We start from the raw sequence: 17580 nt of genomic DNA on the forward strand, positions 1-17580 counted from the left end.
TTACAGGCCCAGGCCTTGCAGGCGGTTGGCCTGCTGGCGGAAGATGGTGACCGGGCTGGTCTCGAACAGGTTGGTGATGCCGATCATCTGGTTCACCTCGTCCAGGTGGTTCATGGCGTAGTCGTCGCGGATCACGCGGCCCAGGTGGCTCGAGCAGCTGCTGACCAAGCCATCGTTCTTGGCGCCGTTGAAGGCCAGCGCGGTGAGGGCCAGCACGGGGTCGCTGATGTCGAACACGTTGGTGTAGGGCTGGGCGCCGCTCCACGAGAAGTAGTACACGCCGTTGACCTGGTAGGCGCCCTCGCCGCAGGCCGTGGTGGGCACGCCTTCCGGATGGCGGCTGTTGAAGGCGGCCGTGCCGGCCGTGCTGAGCGACTGGGCGGCGGCCACGGAATCCTGCGGCAGCGTGGGGCTGCCCGACAGGAAGCTGATCAGGCCGGCGACGGCGTTGGCCACCGTGTAGGTGACGTCGGGCACGGCGCCGATCAGCACGTCGGCCACGCGCGAACCTTTGTTCACGCCGCCGACGCTGCTGACCGAGGCCACCAGGTCGGGCCGCACGGAGGCCACGTAACGCGACGTGGGGCCGCCGTGGCTATGGCCGATCAGGTTGACCTTGGTGGCGCCGGTGGCGGCCAGGATCTGCTGGACCTGGGTCAGCAGCTGTTCGCCGCGCACCTCCGTGCTGTTGGCGGCCGACACGGTGGTGACGTAGACCTTGGCGCCGCCGCTTTGCAGGGCGGAGGCGATGCCGTAGAAGTAGTCGACCGGGCCCAGGCTGTCGAAGCCGAACAGGCCGTGCACCAGCACGATCGGGTATTTGGTCTGGGTGTAGCCGGTGGCCCAGGACGGGGCGGGAAGCGCCGTGAGCGCGATCAGCAATAGCGACAGGGTTTTCCAGAAGCGGTGTTTCATGTTGTCTCCGTAAGGTTATCAAGGGAAGGGACGGCCGTTGCGCCGCGCACGAAGCGCCTTGGCGGCGGCCGTCGTACCCCGGCGGCCCCCGTTCCCTCCCGCTCTCCGGCAGGAATAAAACGAGCGCTCGCTCGGTTTTTGGACTGTAACATTGTGCTTCGATCAATGTTTCGGCGCTGGTCGAATTCAGGCGCCGAAATTGGAAAATCGGCCGGGACAGTTGTTTTCCTGCGCTATAATCGTTCCCGAAATCAATCTCCGGGGTGATCTTGCCTGTCCACTTCACGTTCCAACAGTTCCAGCGCATGACGCCGCTCGATGGCGCCAACATCTGGGCCTTCCTGCTCGACCGTTACGCCGAGCGCATCGGCGTCAAGCGCCGCAAGCCGGCGCTGGAGAATCTGGAGAAAATCTTCAACGCCACCTTCCGCCTCGCCAACGAGGTGGGCTTCCGCGCCATGAACTTGCGCGACCTGTGCCGCGAGACGGGCTTGTCGATGGGCGGCTTGTACGGCTACATCAGCGGCAAGGACCAGCTGGCCGAAATGATCGAGGAGGTGGTGCGGCACGCCACCCAGGAAGTGCCGCGCATGTTCGCCCACGTGGACGATCCGCTCGACCGGCTGGAGGCGCTGATCCGCGCCTCCATCTTCCTGTCCGAGATCCTGCAGCCGTGGTTCTATTTCGTCTTCATGGACTCGCGCGCGCTGCCGCCGCAGCAGCGCGCCATGGCCAAGGAATCGGAGTTGTACGTGCAGGCGCTGATCGTCGAGCTGGTCGAGCGCGTGCCGGCGCGCCCGGACGGCGCCGCGGCGCTGCTGGCGGCCCACTGCATGGCCATGTTCCAGGACTGGTACGTCAAGCGCTGGAAGTACCGCGCCGCCAAGGTCACGCCCGACCAGTTCGCGGAAAGCACGGTGCGCTTCGTGCGCGGGCACCTGGCGGCGGCGCGCACGGCGTGAACGCAACCCCAAGTCCGGCAATGTAAGCTCGTCGTACCCGCGAACGCGGGTACCCATGGGACGCGTGCGCTAAGCAATCGCTCGCGTTCCATGGGCGGGAACGACGATGTGCGGGCGCCTAGTTGATGGCCGGCTTCTCGGCCGGCGCCTGGTCGGCCGCCGGCGCGTCCGGTACCGGCGCCGCGTCGCCCATGTCGAGCGAATGGACGGCCGCGTCGCCCATGAATTCATCGTACAGCCATTCCCCGTCGACCTGGGTCAGGCCGGCCGGCACCGGCCGCTCCTGCGGCGGGCGCTTTTGCAGGGCCACCCGCATGTAATCCATCCAGATCGGCATGGCCACCGTGGCGCCGAATTCGCGTCCGCCCAGCGACTTGGGATCGTCGTAACCCATCCACGACACGGCCACGATGCCGCCGCCATAGCCGGAGAACCAGCCGTCCACGGCGTCGCTGGTGGTGCCGGTCTTGCCGGCGATGTCGGGGCGGCCCAGTTTGGCGGCCGCCGCGCCGGTGCCGCTGCGCGTCACCTCGCGCAGCATGCTGTCGGTGACGAAGGCGTTGCGCACGTCGATCACCCGTGAATTCTCTTCCAGACCGGCCGGCGGCTTGGTCTCCGAGATCACGGCGCCGTTGCCGTCCACGATGCGCGCGATCAGGTAGGGTTCGATCTGGTAGCCGCCGTTGGCGAACACGGCGTAGGCGCCGGCCAGTTGCAGCGGCGTGACGGCGCCCGTGCCCAGCGCCAGCGTCAGGTTCTTGGGCTGGCGGCCCAGGTCGAAGCCGAACTTGCCCAGGTAGTCGTGCGCGTAGCCGACCGTGATGTTGCGCAGGATGCGCACCGAGGCCACGTTCTTGGACTTGGCCAGCGCCGTGCGCATGGTGATCGGGCCGTCGTACACGCCATCGTCATTGCCGGGACGCCAGGTCTCGTTGCCCGTCTCGGCGCCCGTCAGTTCGAGCGGCACGTCGTTGATGATGGTGGCCGGCGAGAAGCCTTTCTCCAGCGCGGCCGAATAGATGAAGGGCTTGATCGAGGAGCCGGGCTGGCGCCACGCCTGCGTCACGTGGTTGAACTTCTGCAGGTTGTAGTCGAACCCGCCCACCAGCGCGTGGTAGGCGCCGGTGACGGCGTCGATCGACACGAAGGCCGCCGCCACCTGCGGCACCTGGGTGATGACCCAGGCGTTCTTCTCGCCGCGCATGATGCGCACGATGGCGCCGGGGCGCAGCTTCAAGCCGTCCTTGGCGTTGGCCGCCAGCGCGGGCGCGGCCAGCCGCAGGCCGTCGCCGCTGATGCTGATCTCCTGGCCGAACGGATCCTGCACCTTGACGTTCTTGGGGCCCGCCTCCAGCACCACAGCCGGGATCAACCGGTCGCTGCCGGGGCGCTTCTGCAGCGCTTCCTCGATGGCGTCGTCGCGTTCCTCGTCGCCGGCCGGCAGTTCGATGTACGCCTCCGGGCCCCGGTAGCCGTGGCGCTGGTCGTAGGCCAGCACGTTGCTGCGCACCGATTCGTAGGCCGCGTCCTGGTCGGCCTTGAGGATGGTGGTGTAGACGCTGATGCCCTTGTTGTAGGAGTCTTCCTTGAACTTGGCGTACACCACCTGGCGCGCCAGCTCGGCCACGTATTCGGCGTGGGTGTCGAACTCCTGGCCGCGGTTGTTCACGCGCAGCGGTTCGCGCAGGGCCTTCTGGTACTGGTCTTCCGTGATGTAATCGAGTTCGCGCATGCGCTTGAGCACCACGTGCTGGCGCTGCTTGGCACGCTTGGGATTGACGGCCGGGTTGTGGTGGGCCGGGTTCTTGGGCAGGCCGGCCAGCATGGCCATCTCGCCGATGCTGAGGTCCTTCAGCGGCTTGCCGTAGTAGACCTGGGCCGCGCTGCCGAAGCCGAACGAGCGCTGGCCCAGGTAGATCTGGTTCATGTACAGCTCCAGGATCTGGTCCTTGCTGAGCGCCGCCTCGATCTTATAGGCCAGCATGACCTCGTTGAGCTTGCGGGCGATGACCTTGTCGCGGGTGAGGAAGAAGTTGCGCGCCACCTGCATGGTGATGGTGGAGCCGCCCTGGCGGAAGCTGCCGCCCAGGTTGGAGCGGGCCGCGCCCAGCGCGCGCAGCCAGTCGATGCCGCCATGCTCGTAGAAGCGCGTGTCCTCGATGGCGAGCAGGGCCTTCTTCATCATCTCCGGCATGTCCTTGATGGGGATGAAGTCGCGGTGTTCCTCGCCGAATTCGCCGATCAGCACCTTGTCGGCCGTGTAGATGCGCAGCGGGATCTTGGGCCGGTAGTCGGTGATCACGTCGAGCGACGGCAGGTTGGGGGCGATCACCAGCAGCAGGTAGGCGACCAGCAGGCCGACGGCGATCAGGCCGGCCAGCACGACGGCGATCAGGCCGCGCACGATGTTACGGCGCTTGAACAAGGGGGAGGTGGCGGGTTGGGAAGCACTCAAGACAGGATACTCATGGTTGCGAAGTGGTGGGAATTATAGACCAATCGCCCCGCCGCGCTGCGTCCCGCCGCGTCGTGCCGCGCCACGATACTGGCGGTGGCGTGCGGGAAGTCCTTATAATGAATCCAACACCGCCACTCCGGCGGCTTGGGCGGCGATCGGCCTGGCGGGAATTCCATGACAGAACCGCAGCATACGATAGATTGCGACATCCTCGTGGTGGGCGGCGGCATCAACGGCGCCGGCATCGCGCGCGACGCGGCCGGGCGCGGGCTGTCGGTCGTGCTGTGCGAGAAGGACGATCTGGCCTCCCACACCTCGTCGGCCTCCACCAAGCTGATCCATGGCGGCCTGCGCTACCTCGAATATTATGAGTTCGGCCTGGTGCGCAAGGCGCTGCTGGAGCGCGAGGTGCTGCTGCGCAGCGCGCCCCACATCATGCGGCCGTTGCGCTTCGTGATGCCGCACGCGCGCGGCCAGCGTCCGGCGTGGATGATCCGGGCCGGCCTGCTGCTGTACGACAGCCTGGCCCGGCGCGAATTGCTGCCCGCGTCGTCCGGCATCGCGCTGCGCTGCCATCCGGCCGGCCAGCCGCTCAAGCCCGTGTTCACCCGCGGCTTCGTCTATTCCGATGGCTGGGTGGACGACGCGCGGCTGGTGGTGCTGAACGCGATCGACGCGGCCGAGCGGGGCGCCACCGTCCTCACCCGCACCACCTGCGACTCGGCCCGGCGCGACGGCGAGCGCTGGCAGGCCTTGCTGGACAAGGTCGATTGCGGCCGCATCCGGGTCAACGCGCGCTACCTGGTCAACGCGGCCGGGCCGTGGACGGCGGCCTTCCTGCAAGCGGCGGCGCCGCGGGCGCAAGCGCGCCAGCTGCGGCTGATCAAGGGCAGCCACATCGTCGTGCGGCGCCTGTTCGCGCACGATTACGCCTACATCTTCCAGCATCCGGACGGACGCATCGTGTTCGCCATCCCCTATGAACACGAGTTCACGCTGATCGGCACCACCGACCTCGATTACCAGGGCGACCCCGGCCAGGTCGCCATCACGGCCGACGAAACCAGCTATTTGTGCGAACTGGCCAGCGAATACTTCGCCGCGCCGGTGGCGCCGGTCGATGTGGTGTGGAGCTACGCCGGCGTGCGTCCGCTGGTGGAGGACGAGGCGGCGGACGCCAAGGCCGTCACGCGCGACTACCGGCTCGAGGTGGAGCAGGGGGCGGGCGGTGCGCCGCTGCTGAGCGTATTCGGCGGCAAGATCACCACCTTCCGCAAGCTGGCCGAGGAGGCGGTGGACACCATCGCGCGCGCGCTCGACAACCGGCATGGCGGCTGGACGGCCGGCGCCTGCCTGCCTGGCGGCGACCTGTTCGGCGCCACGCCGCAGAACCGCGCCGTGCTCGAATTCGACCAGTGGCAGCGCGAACAGCAGCTGCGCTATGGCTGGCTGCCCACGGCCTTGGTGGCGCGCTACGCGCGCGCGTACGGCACGCGCATGCACACCTTGCTGGCGGGGCGCGGGGCGCCGGGCGCCATGGGCGAGGAGATCGTGGCCGGCTTGTACGAGGCGGAGGTGGACTACCTGCGCCGCTACGAGTGGGCGCGCAGCGCGCAGGACATCCTGTGGCGGCGCTCCAAGCTCGGTTTGCACCTGCCGCCGGACGCGGCGCGGCGCCTGCAGGATTGGTTGGACGCCCACCCGCTGCGCAAGCCCTGACAGGCGCCGCGCAAACGACAACGGCGGCCCGCGGGCCGCCGTTGCCGGTGTCAAGCGATGCTTATTTGACGCCGTGCATCAGCTTGCTGATCAGCGGCGCGATCAGGAACAGCAGGATGCCGCCGGCCATCAGCGAGTAGAAGCCCATGGTGTAGCCTTCCAGCGCGGACGACACCGACATGCCTTTTTCGCCGCTGACGAAGCTGGCGAAGATGCCCGACAGGTTGTTGCCGATGCCGGTCGAGAGGAACCAGCCGCCCATGCCCAGGCCCACCAGGCGGGTAGGCGCCAGCTTGGTCACCATCGACAGGCCGATCGGCGACAGGCACAGTTCACCGACGGACTGGATCACGTACACCATGAACAGGGTCCAGAACGGGATCTTGTTGTGCACGTCGACCAGCGACGACAGCGCGAACATCAGCAGGCCGAAGGCCAGGCCGTTGAAGATCAGGCCCAGGCCGAACTTGCGGGCGATGGACGGGTTGACGTTCTTGCGGCCCATGGCCACCCAGATGAAGGCGATCACCGGCGCCAGCGTGATGATGGCGATCGAGTTCACCGTCTGGAAGTAGGCGTTCGGGAACTCCCAGCCGAACATGATGCGGTCGACGATCTTGTCGGCCAGGAAGGTGAACGAGCTGCCCGCCTGTTCGAAGAACATCCAGAACATGATGTTGAAGAAGAAGATCACCAGCATGGCGATCACCTTGTCGCGCGCCACCTTGCCGTTGCGGATACCTTCGATCATCAGCATCACGGACAGGATGATGAACAGCACCGACAGCACGCCCTGCAGGTTGTTGGCGCCCACGGCCAGCAGCATGTAGACCACGGGGATCACGCACAGCGCGCCCAGCGCCACCCACAGCATGCGCTTGGGGTCCTGCATCTGCGCGTCGGGCGCGCCGATGCCGTTCAGGCCGCGGCGGCCGACGCCGAACCAGAACAGGCTGATCAGCATGCCCACGCCGGCCGAGATGAACACCACCTTATAGGCCGGCATGCCGCCGGTGCCGAAGATTTTCGTGGCCAGGTATTCGGTCAGCACGGGGGCGAGCAGCGCGCCGGCGTTGATGCCCATGTAGAAAATGGTGAAGCCCGAATCGCGGCGCTCGTCGCCCAGCGAGTACAGTTTGCCCACCATGGTCGAGATGTTCGGCTTGAACATGCCGTTGCCGACGATGATGGTGGCCAGGCCCATTTTGAAGATGTTCGGATCGGGCAGCGCGATCATGAACAGGCCGGCGGACATGAAGATGGCGCCGACGATGATGGAGCGCTGGTAGCCCAGCACGCGGTCGGCCACGTAGCCGCCGAACAGGGCGCCCGCATACACGAGCGCGAGGTAGGAACCGTAGGTCAGGTTGGCGAACTGCTCGCCGGCGGCGTCGCCGTGGTAGAACTGGGCGACGATGTAGAGCACCAGGGCCCAGCGGATGCCGTAGAACGCGAAGCGTTCCCAGAACTCGGTCATGAACAACATCCAAAGCGGAGCTGGGTGTCCCATGATCTGTTTGAACTCTGGGACGGCGACTTCCTGGTTGGTTTGGGTAGCACCGCTCATGCGGTTTCTCCTAAAGTTTATTATGGTCGATAAAAGTGGGTGGCAGGCCGCGCCCTGGCTGGATAAGCTTGGGGGCGCAACGCAGCACGCCGGTGTTCCGGGTGCGGCATTTTAATCCACAATTCCCTCCGGGCGCATCTTTTGCGGCGCCGCCTGCGAAATTGTGGCGGTTGTGATAATAATGGCCGCGCGGGCCGGCGCCGCCGCGCATCGCATTCTCCGGCCCCAAATGCGCTCAGTTGTCGTATATTGGCAGTGCAAGCCATCAAGTTGCGGCGAATTTGAATAAGGATTTTTGTATCATGGAACATGACGTTGTCGATACCCTGATCGCGCCGGAGGGACAGCTGGAAGTCCTGTCCAAGGCCGAAGTAAACAAGCTGCTCGACACCAGCCAGGGCGGCCTCTATAAAGTCTTCCGCAACTGCGCGCTGGCCGTGCTCAATTGCGGCAGCACCATCGACGATGGAAAGGAACTGCTGGAGCGCTACAAGTCGTTCGAGATCAGCATCATCCAGCGCGAGCGCGGCATCAAGCTCGATATCAAGGGCGCGCCGGGGATCGCCTTCGTGGACGGCAAAATGATCAAGGGCATCCACGAGCACCTGTTCGCGGTGCTGCGCGACATCATCTTCGTCAGCAACGAGGTGACGGACAACCCCGAGTTCAACCTCGATAGCACGGAGGGCATCACCGACGCCGTGTTCCACATCCTGCGCAACGCCGGCATCCTCAAGCCGCAGCTCAATCCCAACCTGGTGGTGTGCTGGGGCGGCCACTCGATCAACCGCGCCGAGTACAACTACTCGAAGGAGGTGGGCTACCAGATGGGCCTGCGCGGGCTTGATATCTGCACCGGCTGCGGGCCGGGCGCGATGAAGGGCCCGATGAAGGGCGCCACCATCGGCCACGCCAAGCAGCGCATGGACACGGGCCGCTACCTGGGCATCTCGGAGCCGGGCATCATCGCCGCCGAGTCGCCCAACCCCATCGTCAACGCGCTCGTGATCATGCCCGACATCGAGAAGCGGCTGGAGGCGTTCGTGCGCACCGGCCATGGCATCGTCGTGTTCCCCGGCGGCGCCGGCACGGCCGAGGAGATCCTCTACATCCTGGGCATCCTGCTGCATCCGGACAACGCCGACATCCCGTTCCCGCTCGTGTTCACGGGGCCGGAGACGTCGCGCGAATACTTCGTGCAGATCAACCAGTTCATCCACGACACGCTGGGGCCGGAGGCGCAGCAGCGCTACAAGATCATCATCGACGATCCGGAACTGGTGGCGCGCGAGATGCAGGCCGGGATCAAGCAGGTGCGCGAATTCCGCAAGTCGCGCAGCGACGCCTATTATTACAACTGGCTGCTGAAGATCGACCACGCATTCCAGATGCCGTTCGCGCCCACGCACGAGAACATGCGCAACCTGAGCCTGCACAAGAACCAGGAAGTGCACCTGCTGGCGGCCAACCTGCGGCGCGCCTTCTCCGGCGTGGTGGCCGGCAACGTGAAGGACGAGGGCATCCGCGCGATCGAGAAGCACGGCCACTTCGAAATCCACGGCGACGCCTCCATCATGGGGCCGATGGACGCGCTCCTGGCGTCGTTCGTGGCCCAGCACCGCATGAAGCTGGCGGGCAAGCACTACACGCCTTGCTACCGCGTGATCCAGTAAAGCGGTGCTCTTGGAATAGATAGTGTCGTTCCCGCCTTCGCGGGAACGACGAATGGGAGAAGTCCCATGCAAAAAAAGCCGCCCGGTTTTGCGACCGGGCGGCTTTTTATTTCATGCGACGCGGCGCTTACTCTTCGCGGCGCAGGTGCGGGAACAGCAGCACGTCGCGGATGTTGGGCGAGTCGGTGATGATCATCATCAGACGGTCGATGCCGATGCCGCAACCGCCGGCCGGCGGCATGCCGTATTCCAGCGCGCGGATGTAGTCGGCGTCGTAGAACATGGCTTCCTCGTCACCGGCGTCCTTGGCCGCCACCTGGGCCAGGAAGCGGGCCGACTGGTCTTCCGCGTCGTTCAACTCGGAGAAGCCGTTGGCGATCTCGCGGCCCACCATGAACAGCTCGAAGCGCTCGGTGATGCCGGGCACCGTGTCCGAGGCGCGCGCCAGCGGCGACACTTCGACCGGGTAGTCGATGATGTAGGTCGGCTCCCACAGCTGCGCCTCGGCCGTCTCCTCGAACAGCGCCAGTTGCAGCGCGCCCAGGCCCGAGTGCGCGTGCGGCTTGACGCCGAACTTGGCCAGTTCGGCCGTGATGAAGGCGGCGTCGTGCAGCTGCTCGTTGGTGTAGTGCGGCGCGTACTTGTTGATGGCGCCCACGATGGTCAGGCGGTGGAACGGCTTGGCCAGGTCCAGCTCGCGGCCGCCGTAGGTCAGGGTGGCCGTGCCGTGCGCGTCGATGGCGGCCTGGCGGATCACGGCCTCGGTGAAGTCCATCAGCCACTTGTAGTCGGTGTAGGCCGCGTAGAACTCCATCATCGTGAATTCAGGGTTGTGACGGATCGACACGCCTTCGTTGCGGAAGTTGCGGTTGATCTCGAACACGCGGTCGAAACCGCCCACCACCAGGCGCTTCAGGTACAGCTCGGGCGCGATGCGCAGGTACATTTCCATGTCCAGCGCGTTGTGGTGGGTGACGAAGGGCTTGGCCGCTGCGCCGCCGGGAATGGTGTGCAGCATCGGCGTCTCCACTTCCATGAAGCCGTTGGCGTCCATGAAGCGGCGGATCGACGAGATGGCTGCCGTGCGGGCCTTGAAGGTGCGGCGCGTCTCCTCGTTCATGATCAGGTCCACGTAGCGCTGGCGGTACTTGGTCTCCTGGTCGGCCAGGCCGTGGAACTTGTCGGGCAGCGGGCGCAGCGACTTGGTGATCAGGCGCAGTTCGGAGACCTTGATCGTCAGTTCATCGGTCTTGGTCTTGAACAGGGTGCCGACCACGCCCAGGATGTCGCCCAGGTCGTAGTGGTGCAGGGCGGCCATGGCCGCCTCGCCGGTCAGGTCCAGCGTGGCGTAGATCTGGATGCGGCCGTCGGCGCGCGGGCCGGATGCGTCCTGCAGCGTGGCGAAGGCGGCCTTCTTGCCCGCTTCGCGCTTGAGCATCATGCGGCCGGCCAGCACCACGGTGACGGGGTGCTCTTCCAGTTCCTCGCGCGACTTCTGGCCATACTGCTCGTGCAGGTCGGCCGCCTTGTGCTGCGGCTTGAAGTCGTTGGGGAAGGCGACGCCCTGTTCGCGCAACGCGGCCAGCTTGGCGCGGCGTTCGGCGATGATCTTGTTTTCGTCCGGGGCGGCTGCTTGTTCTTGAAGATCGGTGGTCATATTGTTCTCGTAGATGGATGTTTTTATTCAGATTGCGGTGGCCGCCGGCGCGGCGGCGAACAGTTGTTCGATATCGAGCTCGCTGAAGTCGCGCGCGATGCAAATCACGTTGTCGAATTGGGCGAAGGCTTCAGCCGGCAGCGTGGTGGTCAGGGCCACGGCGCGCATGCCGGCGCGGCGCGCCGCCTCCACGCCCAGCGGCGCGTCCTCGAACACGATGCTGTGGGCTGGCAGGGCGCCGCTGCGCTGGGCCGCCAGCTGGAACACGTCCGGGTTCGGTTTGCCGCGCGCCACGTCGGCCGCGCCGACGACGGCGCGGAAGTGGCCGCGCAGGTTCAGCCCGTCGAGCGTGAAGCTGATGTTGTCGTTGGGCGCGGCCGTGGCCACGGCCAGCGCCACGCCGGCGCCCTTGGCGGCGGCGATGAACTGGTCGAAGCCGCGCACGGTGGCCAGGTGCGGCGCGTACAGCTCGCGGTACAGCGACTCCTTTTCAAAGTCCAGCTGCGCGCTTTCCTCCTTCGTCAGATGCTCGCCCAGATAGTGGCGCATTATCTCGTGCCCCTGGCGGCCGGCCGTGGCCCGGAAGAACTCGTCCGGGTCGATCCGGTGGCCACGGCGTTCGAAGAAGGCCACCCACGACTGGGTGTGGAAGGCCATGTTGTCGACGATCGTGCCGTCCATGTCGAAGATGAAAGCGCGCTGCGGAGTACTCATGCCTTAAACGCCTTGCTTGAGGGAGGCCGAGATGAACTCGTCCAGGTCGCCGTCCAGCACACCCTTGGTGTTGCCGGTCTCGAAGTTGGTGCGCAAGTCCTTGATGCGGGATTGGTCCAGCACGTAGGAGCGGATCTGGTGGCCCCAGCCCACGTCCGTCTTCGAATCCTCCAGCTTCTGCTGCTCGCTCATGCGCTTGCGCAGTTCCTGCTCGTACAGCTTGGCCTTCAGCATCTCCATCGCCTCGGCGCGGTTGCGGTGCTGCGAGCGGTCGTTCTGGCACTGCACCACGATCCCGGTCGGCATGTGGGTCAGACGGACGGCGGAGTCGGTCTTGTTGATGTGCTGACCGCCGGCGCCCGATGCGCGGTAGGTGTCCACGCGCAGGTCGGCCGGGTTCACCTCGATGTCGATCGAGTCGTCCACCTCGGGGTACACGAACAGCGACGTGAACGAGGTGTGGCGGCCGTTGGCCGAGTCGAACGGCGACTTGCGCACCAGGCGGTGCACGCCGGTCTCCGTGCGCAGGTGGCCGTAGGCGTATTCGCCCTCCACCTTGAGCGTGGCGGTCTTGATGCCGGCCACCTCGCCGTCCGACTGCTCCATGATCTCGACCTTGAAGCCCTTGCGTTCGCAATAGCGCAGGTACTGGCGCAGCAGCATCGAGGCCCAGTCCTGGGCCTCCGTGCCGCCGGCGCCGGCCTGGATGTCGATGAAGCAGTTGTTGGGGTCCATCGGATTGTTGAACATCCGGCGGAATTCCATGCCTTCGATGACCTTGCGGATTTCTTCCGTGTCGCCGATCACCGCTTCCAGCGTGTCGTCGTCGTTTTCCTCCTTGGCCATGGCGAACAGGTCGTTCATGTCGGCCAGGTCGGCGTGGGCCTTGGTGAGGGCGAACACCACCGACTCCAGCGATTTTTTCTCTTTACCGAGGTCCTGGGCGCGCTTGGGATCGTTCCAGACCGTGGGGTCTTCCAGTTCCTCGTTGACTTGCTCTAGTTTCTCCGACTTCTTATCGAAGTCAAAGATACCTCCGAAGTTCGGCTTCGCGCGTCGTGAGATCGGCGAGCAGGGCGGAGAGGGCGTTGATGCGTTCGGCTTCCATATTGGATCTTCTCTAGGCTGAAATCAAACCCCGGATTATACTCCAGCGAGGGGTGTTCCGGGCCCGTCTCGTGGCACGCCGGCTGGACCGGCGTCCCCGGCGGGCGTATCATGCGGCCGACATTGCGAAAATCATACGACCGAGCCGCCCATGCATGCCGTGTTTCCCCTGTCCGCCCTGACCCTGCCGCTGCTCTCTTGTGCGTTGTTCTGGACGCCGACGGCGCTGGCCGCGCCCCCGGCCGGCAGCGCCGCCACGCTGGCCGTGCTGGAGACGACCGACCTGCACGCGACCGTGCTCAGTTATGATTATTACAAGCTCAAGCCGGAACCGTCCATCGGCCTGGAACGCACGGCCACGCTGATCCGCCAGGCCCGCGCCGAATTCCCCAACACGCTGCTGCTCGATAACGGCGACGCGATCCAGGGCACGGCGCTGGCCGACTACCAGGCGCTGGTGGCGCCGCCGCCGTGCGACCGGGCGCTGGCCATCTACCGCGCGCTCGACGCGCTGGGCGTGGAGGGCGCCGGCATCGGCAACCACGAGTTCAATTACGGCCTGGCCTACCTGAGCCGGGTCACGGGCAGCGCGTTCCAGGTGGACGGCGTGGACCCGGCCGCACCGCGCTGCGCCGGCCCCCGCTTCCCGCTGGTGCTGGCCAACGTCTACAGCAGCCGCACGCACCAGCCGTTGTTCGCGCCCTACCGCATCCTCGACAAAGAGGTCAGCGCCACCGGGCCGGATGGCAAGCCGCTGCGCGCGACGATCCGCATCGGCATCATCGGCTTCACCCCGCCGGGCATCCTCGACTGGGACAAGCGCGCGCTCGAAGGCAAGGTCTACGCGGAGGGCGTGCGCGAAACGGCGCAGAAGTACATCCCCCGGATGCGGGCCGAAGGCGCCGACCTGGTGGTGGCCATGGCCCACGGCGGCATCGACGGCGCGCCCTACACGCCCGCCATGGAGAACGCCGGCCTGTATCTGGCCCAGGTGCCCGGCGTGGATGCGATGCTGATCGGCCACGCGCACCAGACCTTCCCCGATGCCGCCAGCACCGTCCCCGCCTTCAACCTGCCGGGCGTGGACAAGGTGCGCGGCACCGTGTTTGGCGTGCCGACCGTGATGGCCAGCCTGTGGGGCAAGTACCTGGGCGTGATCGGCCTGCACCTGCGCTACGATGGCCAGCGCTGGCAGGTGGACCGGCAGCGCACCACGGTCGAGGCGCGCGGCATCCAGAACGCCGACCGCAGTTTCGTGGCGGCCGATCCGGCCATCGCGCCGCTGGTGGCGGACGAACACGCGGCCACCATCGCCTATGTGCAGGCGCCGCTGGGGCATAGCGACTTCCGCATGGCCAGCTATTTCGCCGATGTGGGCGACCCCAGCGCGATCGAACTGGTGAACCTGGCCCAGACCGACTATGTGCGTCGCCACGTGCGTGCCAGTTTGCCGCAGTACGCCGCGCTGCCGGTGCTGTCGATGGCCTCGCCGTTCAAGACGGGGGCCGCCGGACCGGGCGATTACACCGACGTCAAACCGGGCCCGGTGGCGCTGAACAACGCGGCCGACCTGTATCTGTACCCGAACGCTTTATACGCGGTCAAAGTGACGGGTGCGGAGCTGCGCGCGTGGCTGGAGAAGGCGGCGGGCCGCTTCCACCGCATAGACCCGGCGGCGGGCGCGCCGCAGGAACTGGTCGACACGGCCTTCGCCGGCTTCAATTTCGACATGCTCACCGATCCCGACGTGCGCTACGAGATCGATGTCACGCGCCCCGTGGGCCAGCGCATCGTGGCGCTGCGCTACCGGGGCGTGCCGGTGGCGCCGGAGCAGTCGTTCGTGGTGGCCACCAACAGCTTCCGCGCCAACGGCGGCGGCGGTTTCCCCGGACTGGACGGCGGCAAGACCGTGCTGGCCGCGCCGGACGCGAGCCGCGATGTGCTGATCGCCTACATCCGCGCCGCCCGGCATCTGACCCGCGGCATCCACGGCGCCGCCCGCAGTTGGCGATTCGCGCCGGTGGCGCATGCCGGCCCCGTGGTGTTCCACGCGCCGCCGGGCATGGAGCGGCTGGCGCGCGATGCCGGTCTGACGAATGTGCGCCAGTTGCAGGCGGACGACGGCGGCGGCAAGGGCTTCGCCCTTTACGGCATCGACTTGTCGCACTGACCGATCGCCGTCGTCGCCCGCCGGTTCAGCATGTGCTTGCACGCCTCGAACCAGAGCGTGCTGACCAACGCGGTGCCCATCGCCGCCGCCACCAGCGGCGCCGGGGGCAGCGCGAATCCAAACAGGGCACGCACGCCCGGTACGCCCAGCACCAGGGCCAGCAGCGTCAGCGTGGCGGCGCTGCTCCAGCGGTAGGCGTGGTTGACGGCGCCGGCGCTGCGCCAGCTCATGCCGCTCCAGGTCCGGTTGGCGAAGATGAGACCCAGATTGGAGCAGACCAGGGCGATGAAGGCGAGCGCCCGTTCCTGCGCGCCATCCGTGCCGATGGCGCGCAACACCAGCGACTGCGCCAGCAGGATGGCCAGCAGGCCAATGCCCTGGACCAGCCCCCGCATCAGCACCTCGCGGTCGAACAGGCGCGCATTGGCCGCGCGCGGCGGCGCCGTCATGGCGTGCGGCTCGATCGCCTCCGCTTCGAACACGACCGAGCAGGCGGGGTCGATGATCAGTTGCAGGAACAGGATATGGACCGGCATCAGCAACACCGGCCAGCCGAACAGCACCGGGATGAACGACAGGCCGACGATCGGCACGTGCACCGCCACGATGAAGGCGATGGCCTTGCGCAGGTTGGCGAACACGCGCCGTCCGTGGCGCACGGCCGTCACCAGCGAGGCGAAATCGTCGTTCAGCAGCACCAGCGCGGCCGCCTCGCGCGCCACGTCCGTGCCGCGCACGCCCATGGCCACGCCGATGTCGGCCGCCTTCAGGGCCGGCGCGTCGTTCACGCCGTCGCCGGTCATGGCCACCACCTCGCCGCGCGCGCGGAAGGCCTGCACCAGCCGCAGCTTCTGCGCCGGCTGCACGCGGCAGAAGATGTGGGTGCCGGACAGGCGCGCGGCCAGCGCCGCGTCGTCCATCGTCTCCAGCTCGGCGCCGGTGATGGGTTCGCCGTCGGCGGTCAAGCCGGCCTGGCGGGCGATGGAGCGGGCCGTGGATGGATGGTCGCCGGTGATCATCACCACCTGCATGCCGGCGCGGCGGCACTGCGCGATCGCCTCGGGCACGTCGGCGCGCACCGGGTCTTCCAGCGCCACCAGGCCCAGGAACTCGAAATCGAAATCGTGCTGCTTGTCCGGCAGGCCGGGCGCGGCGACAGGCGCGGGTGCGGTGACGGGGGTGCTGAATTCCGCGCGCGCCACGCCCAGCACGCGCAAGCCCTCGCCGGCCATGGCCGTCACCTGGGCCGCGATGGCGGCGCAGCGCTCGGGCGGCAGGTGGCACAGGTCCATGATCGCCTCGGGCGCGCCTTTGGCCGCGATCAGCAGCGCGCTGTGGTCGGGCGACTGCCAGACGCGCGACTTGGCCAGCATCTCCGGCGAGAGCGGGTAGTCGTCCACCAGCGTCCAGTCGTCGTGCAGGTGTTCGGTATTGGCCAGCAGGTGTTTGCCGGCCGAGGCGATGGCCGTCTCCATCGGGTCGAACGCGCGCCGGTGGCTGGCCAGCACGGCGTATTCGAGCACGCCGTGCAGCTCCTCCTGCAGCGGCATGGCGGCGTTGGCCACCGTGTCGTAGCGGGCGTCGTCGCACCAGAGGGCGCGCAACTGCATGCGGTTCATGGTCAGGGTGCCGGTCTTGTCGACGCACAGCACGGTGGTGGCGCCCAGCAGTTCGATGGCGGGGATGCTGCGCGCGAGCACCTTCTCGCGCGCCAGCCGCCATGCGCCCAGGCCCAGGAAGATGGTCAGCACCACCGGCAATTCCTCGGGCAGGATGGCCATGGCCAGCGTGAGGCCGGCCAGCAGGCCATGCAGCCAGTCGCCCAGACGCAGCCAGTAGAACAGCGCCAGGCACACGGCCAGCGCCAGGCCGGCGGCGGCCACCAGCTTGACCACGCGCGCCGTTTCCGCCTGCACCGGCGTCGGTTGCGCGCCGATGGCCGCCAGCGACTGGCCGATGCGCCCCAGCGCGCTGCGCGGCCCGGTCGCGATCACGCGCCCGCGCGCGGTGCCCTGCGTGACGAGCGTGCCGGAATAGGCCTGGCAGACGGCTTGCGGCGTGTCGGGCGCGGCCACATCGGGCGGCGCATCCGGCGCGGCGGCGTACTTGGTGACGGGGACCGATTCCCCGGTCAGCATGGATTCGTCCACCGTCAGATTGGTGGCTGTCAGCAGCGACAGGTCGGCCGGAACGCGGTCGCCCTCGGCGATGAGGACGATGTCGCCGCACACGAGGGTGGCCGCCGGCACTTTGCTGACCTGGCCATCGCGCATGACCATGGCCACAGGACTGGACAGCACGCGCAGCGCTTCGAGCGATCGTTCGGTGCGCCGCTGCTGGACGAAGGAGATGGCCATCACCACGAACACGAAGCCCAGCAGCATGAGCGCTTCGTTCTGGTCGCCCAGCAGCAGGTAGATGGCGCCGCAGGCCACCAGCAGCAGGAACATCGGTTCAAAGACGACACCGATCAGCAGGTGCAGCGCGGTGCGCGGGCGGGACACGGGCAAGGCGTTCGGGCCGTCCTGTTCCAGACGCCGCGCCGCTTCCGTGCTGCTCAAATCATCCTGCTTCAAGTCTTCTGGCATGTTCCTGGCTGGCCGCATGGCCGGGTTGGGGCAGGCTTAGTCTAGCACGG

The 17580-nt window shown here is 67.0% G+C and carries 11 protein-coding genes; 4 read left to right on the forward strand and 7 right to left on the reverse strand.

Going from position 1 to position 17580, the window contains the following annotated elements; translation table 11 throughout:
- Positions 1-915, reverse strand: a complete 915-nt coding sequence (locus tag AC1RQG_RS19700; RefSeq protein ID WP_493133780.1) for a lipase family alpha/beta hydrolase — start codon at positions 913-915, stop codon at positions 1-3.
- Positions 916-1178: 263 nt separating this feature from the next.
- Here AC1RQG_RS19700 and AC1RQG_RS19705 point away from each other — a divergent pair, with 263 nt between their 5' ends.
- Positions 1179-1877: a TetR/AcrR family transcriptional regulator gene (locus AC1RQG_RS19705; RefSeq protein ID WP_493133782.1), complete on the forward strand. Its 699-nt coding sequence runs from the start codon at positions 1179-1181 to the stop codon at positions 1875-1877.
- Between the two features lie 118 nt (positions 1878-1995).
- On the opposite strand, the gene AC1RQG_RS19710 is transcribed toward AC1RQG_RS19705, so the two are convergent.
- Positions 1996-4332 carry a penicillin-binding protein 1A gene (locus AC1RQG_RS19710; protein ID WP_493133784.1) on the reverse strand — a complete coding sequence of 779 codons (2337 nt, stop codon included), beginning with the start codon at positions 4330-4332 and terminating at the stop codon, positions 1996-1998.
- A gap of 177 nt (positions 4333-4509) precedes the next feature.
- On the opposite strand from AC1RQG_RS19710, the gene glpD reads away from it, so the two are divergent.
- Positions 4510-6054, forward strand: coding sequence for a glycerol-3-phosphate dehydrogenase (gene glpD, locus AC1RQG_RS19715; RefSeq protein ID WP_493133786.1), 1545 nt, complete (start codon positions 4510-4512; stop codon positions 6052-6054).
- A 61-nt stretch (positions 6055-6115) separates the two neighbouring features.
- On the opposite strand, the gene AC1RQG_RS19720 is transcribed toward glpD, so the two are convergent.
- Positions 6116-7621 carry a peptide MFS transporter gene (locus AC1RQG_RS19720; protein WP_493133788.1) on the reverse strand — a complete coding sequence of 502 codons (1506 nt, stop codon included), beginning with the start codon at positions 7619-7621 and terminating at the stop codon, positions 6116-6118.
- A gap of 302 nt (positions 7622-7923) precedes the next feature.
- Between AC1RQG_RS19720 and ppnN the strand changes: the two genes are divergently transcribed.
- Entirely contained in the window at positions 7924-9294 is a 1371-nt protein-coding gene (gene ppnN, locus AC1RQG_RS19725) for a nucleotide 5'-monophosphate nucleosidase PpnN (RefSeq protein ID WP_493133790.1), read from the forward strand.
- Positions 9295-9421: 127 nt separating this feature from the next.
- Here the strand turns inward: ppnN and lysS are convergent, their stop codons facing one another.
- The 3 genes from lysS to prfB all read right to left on the reverse strand — a co-directional run bounded on the left by lysS (position 9422) and on the right by prfB (position 12773).
- Positions 9422-10951: a lysine--tRNA ligase gene (lysS, locus tag AC1RQG_RS19730; protein ID WP_493133792.1), complete on the reverse strand. Its 1530-nt coding sequence runs from the start codon at positions 10949-10951 to the stop codon at positions 9422-9424.
- Positions 10952-10978: 27 nt separating this feature from the next.
- The gene (locus AC1RQG_RS19735) at positions 10979-11665 is read right to left on the reverse strand and encodes an HAD family hydrolase (RefSeq protein WP_493133793.1); all 687 of its coding nucleotides are present in this window, start codon (positions 11663-11665) and stop codon (positions 10979-10981) included.
- A 3-nt stretch (positions 11666-11668) separates the two neighbouring features.
- Positions 11669-12773 (reverse strand): peptide chain release factor 2 gene (gene prfB, locus AC1RQG_RS19740; RefSeq protein WP_493133794.1). Its coding sequence is split into 2 segments (ribosomal slippage): positions 11669-12691 and positions 12693-12773, totalling 1104 coding nucleotides; the frame shifts between segments, so codons are not numbered across the junction.
- Between the two features lie 150 nt (positions 12774-12923).
- Here prfB and AC1RQG_RS19745 point away from each other — a divergent pair.
- Positions 12924-14942: a bifunctional 2',3'-cyclic-nucleotide 2'-phosphodiesterase/3'-nucleotidase gene (locus AC1RQG_RS19745; protein ID WP_493133796.1), complete on the forward strand. Its 2019-nt coding sequence runs from the start codon at positions 12924-12926 to the stop codon at positions 14940-14942.
- Here AC1RQG_RS19745 and AC1RQG_RS19750 read toward each other — a convergent pair.
- Entirely contained in the window at positions 14918-17530 is a 2613-nt protein-coding gene (locus AC1RQG_RS19750) for a cation-translocating P-type ATPase (protein WP_493133798.1), read from the reverse strand. The genes AC1RQG_RS19745 and AC1RQG_RS19750 overlap by 25 nt on opposite strands.
- Positions 17531-17580 lie beyond the last annotated feature (50 nt).

This window comes from Rugamonas sp. GW822-FHT03B10, from assembly GCF_058801745.1.

Coding starts and splice junctions, on each gene's coding strand:
- glpD (WP_493133786.1), top strand. CDS start 4,510: ATGACAGAACCGCAGCATACGATAGATTGCGACATCCTCGTGGTGGGC.
- AC1RQG_RS19750 (WP_493133798.1), bottom strand. CDS start 17,530: ATGCCAGAAGACTTGAAGCAGGATGATTTGAGCAGCACGGAAGCGGCG.
- AC1RQG_RS19745 (WP_493133796.1), top strand. CDS start 12,924: ATGCATGCCGTGTTTCCCCTGTCCGCCCTGACCCTGCCGCTGCTCTCT.
- AC1RQG_RS19735 (WP_493133793.1), bottom strand. CDS start 11,665: ATGAGTACTCCGCAGCGCGCTTTCATCTTCGACATGGACGGCACGATC.
- ppnN (WP_493133790.1), top strand. CDS start 7,924: ATGGAACATGACGTTGTCGATACCCTGATCGCGCCGGAGGGACAGCTG.
- AC1RQG_RS19700 (WP_493133780.1), bottom strand. CDS start 915: ATGAAACACCGCTTCTGGAAAACCCTGTCGCTATTGCTGATCGCGCTC.
- AC1RQG_RS19720 (WP_493133788.1), bottom strand. CDS start 7,621: ATGAGCGGTGCTACCCAAACCAACCAGGAAGTCGCCGTCCCAGAGTTC.
- lysS (WP_493133792.1), bottom strand. CDS start 10,951: ATGACCACCGATCTTCAAGAACAAGCAGCCGCCCCGGACGAAAACAAG.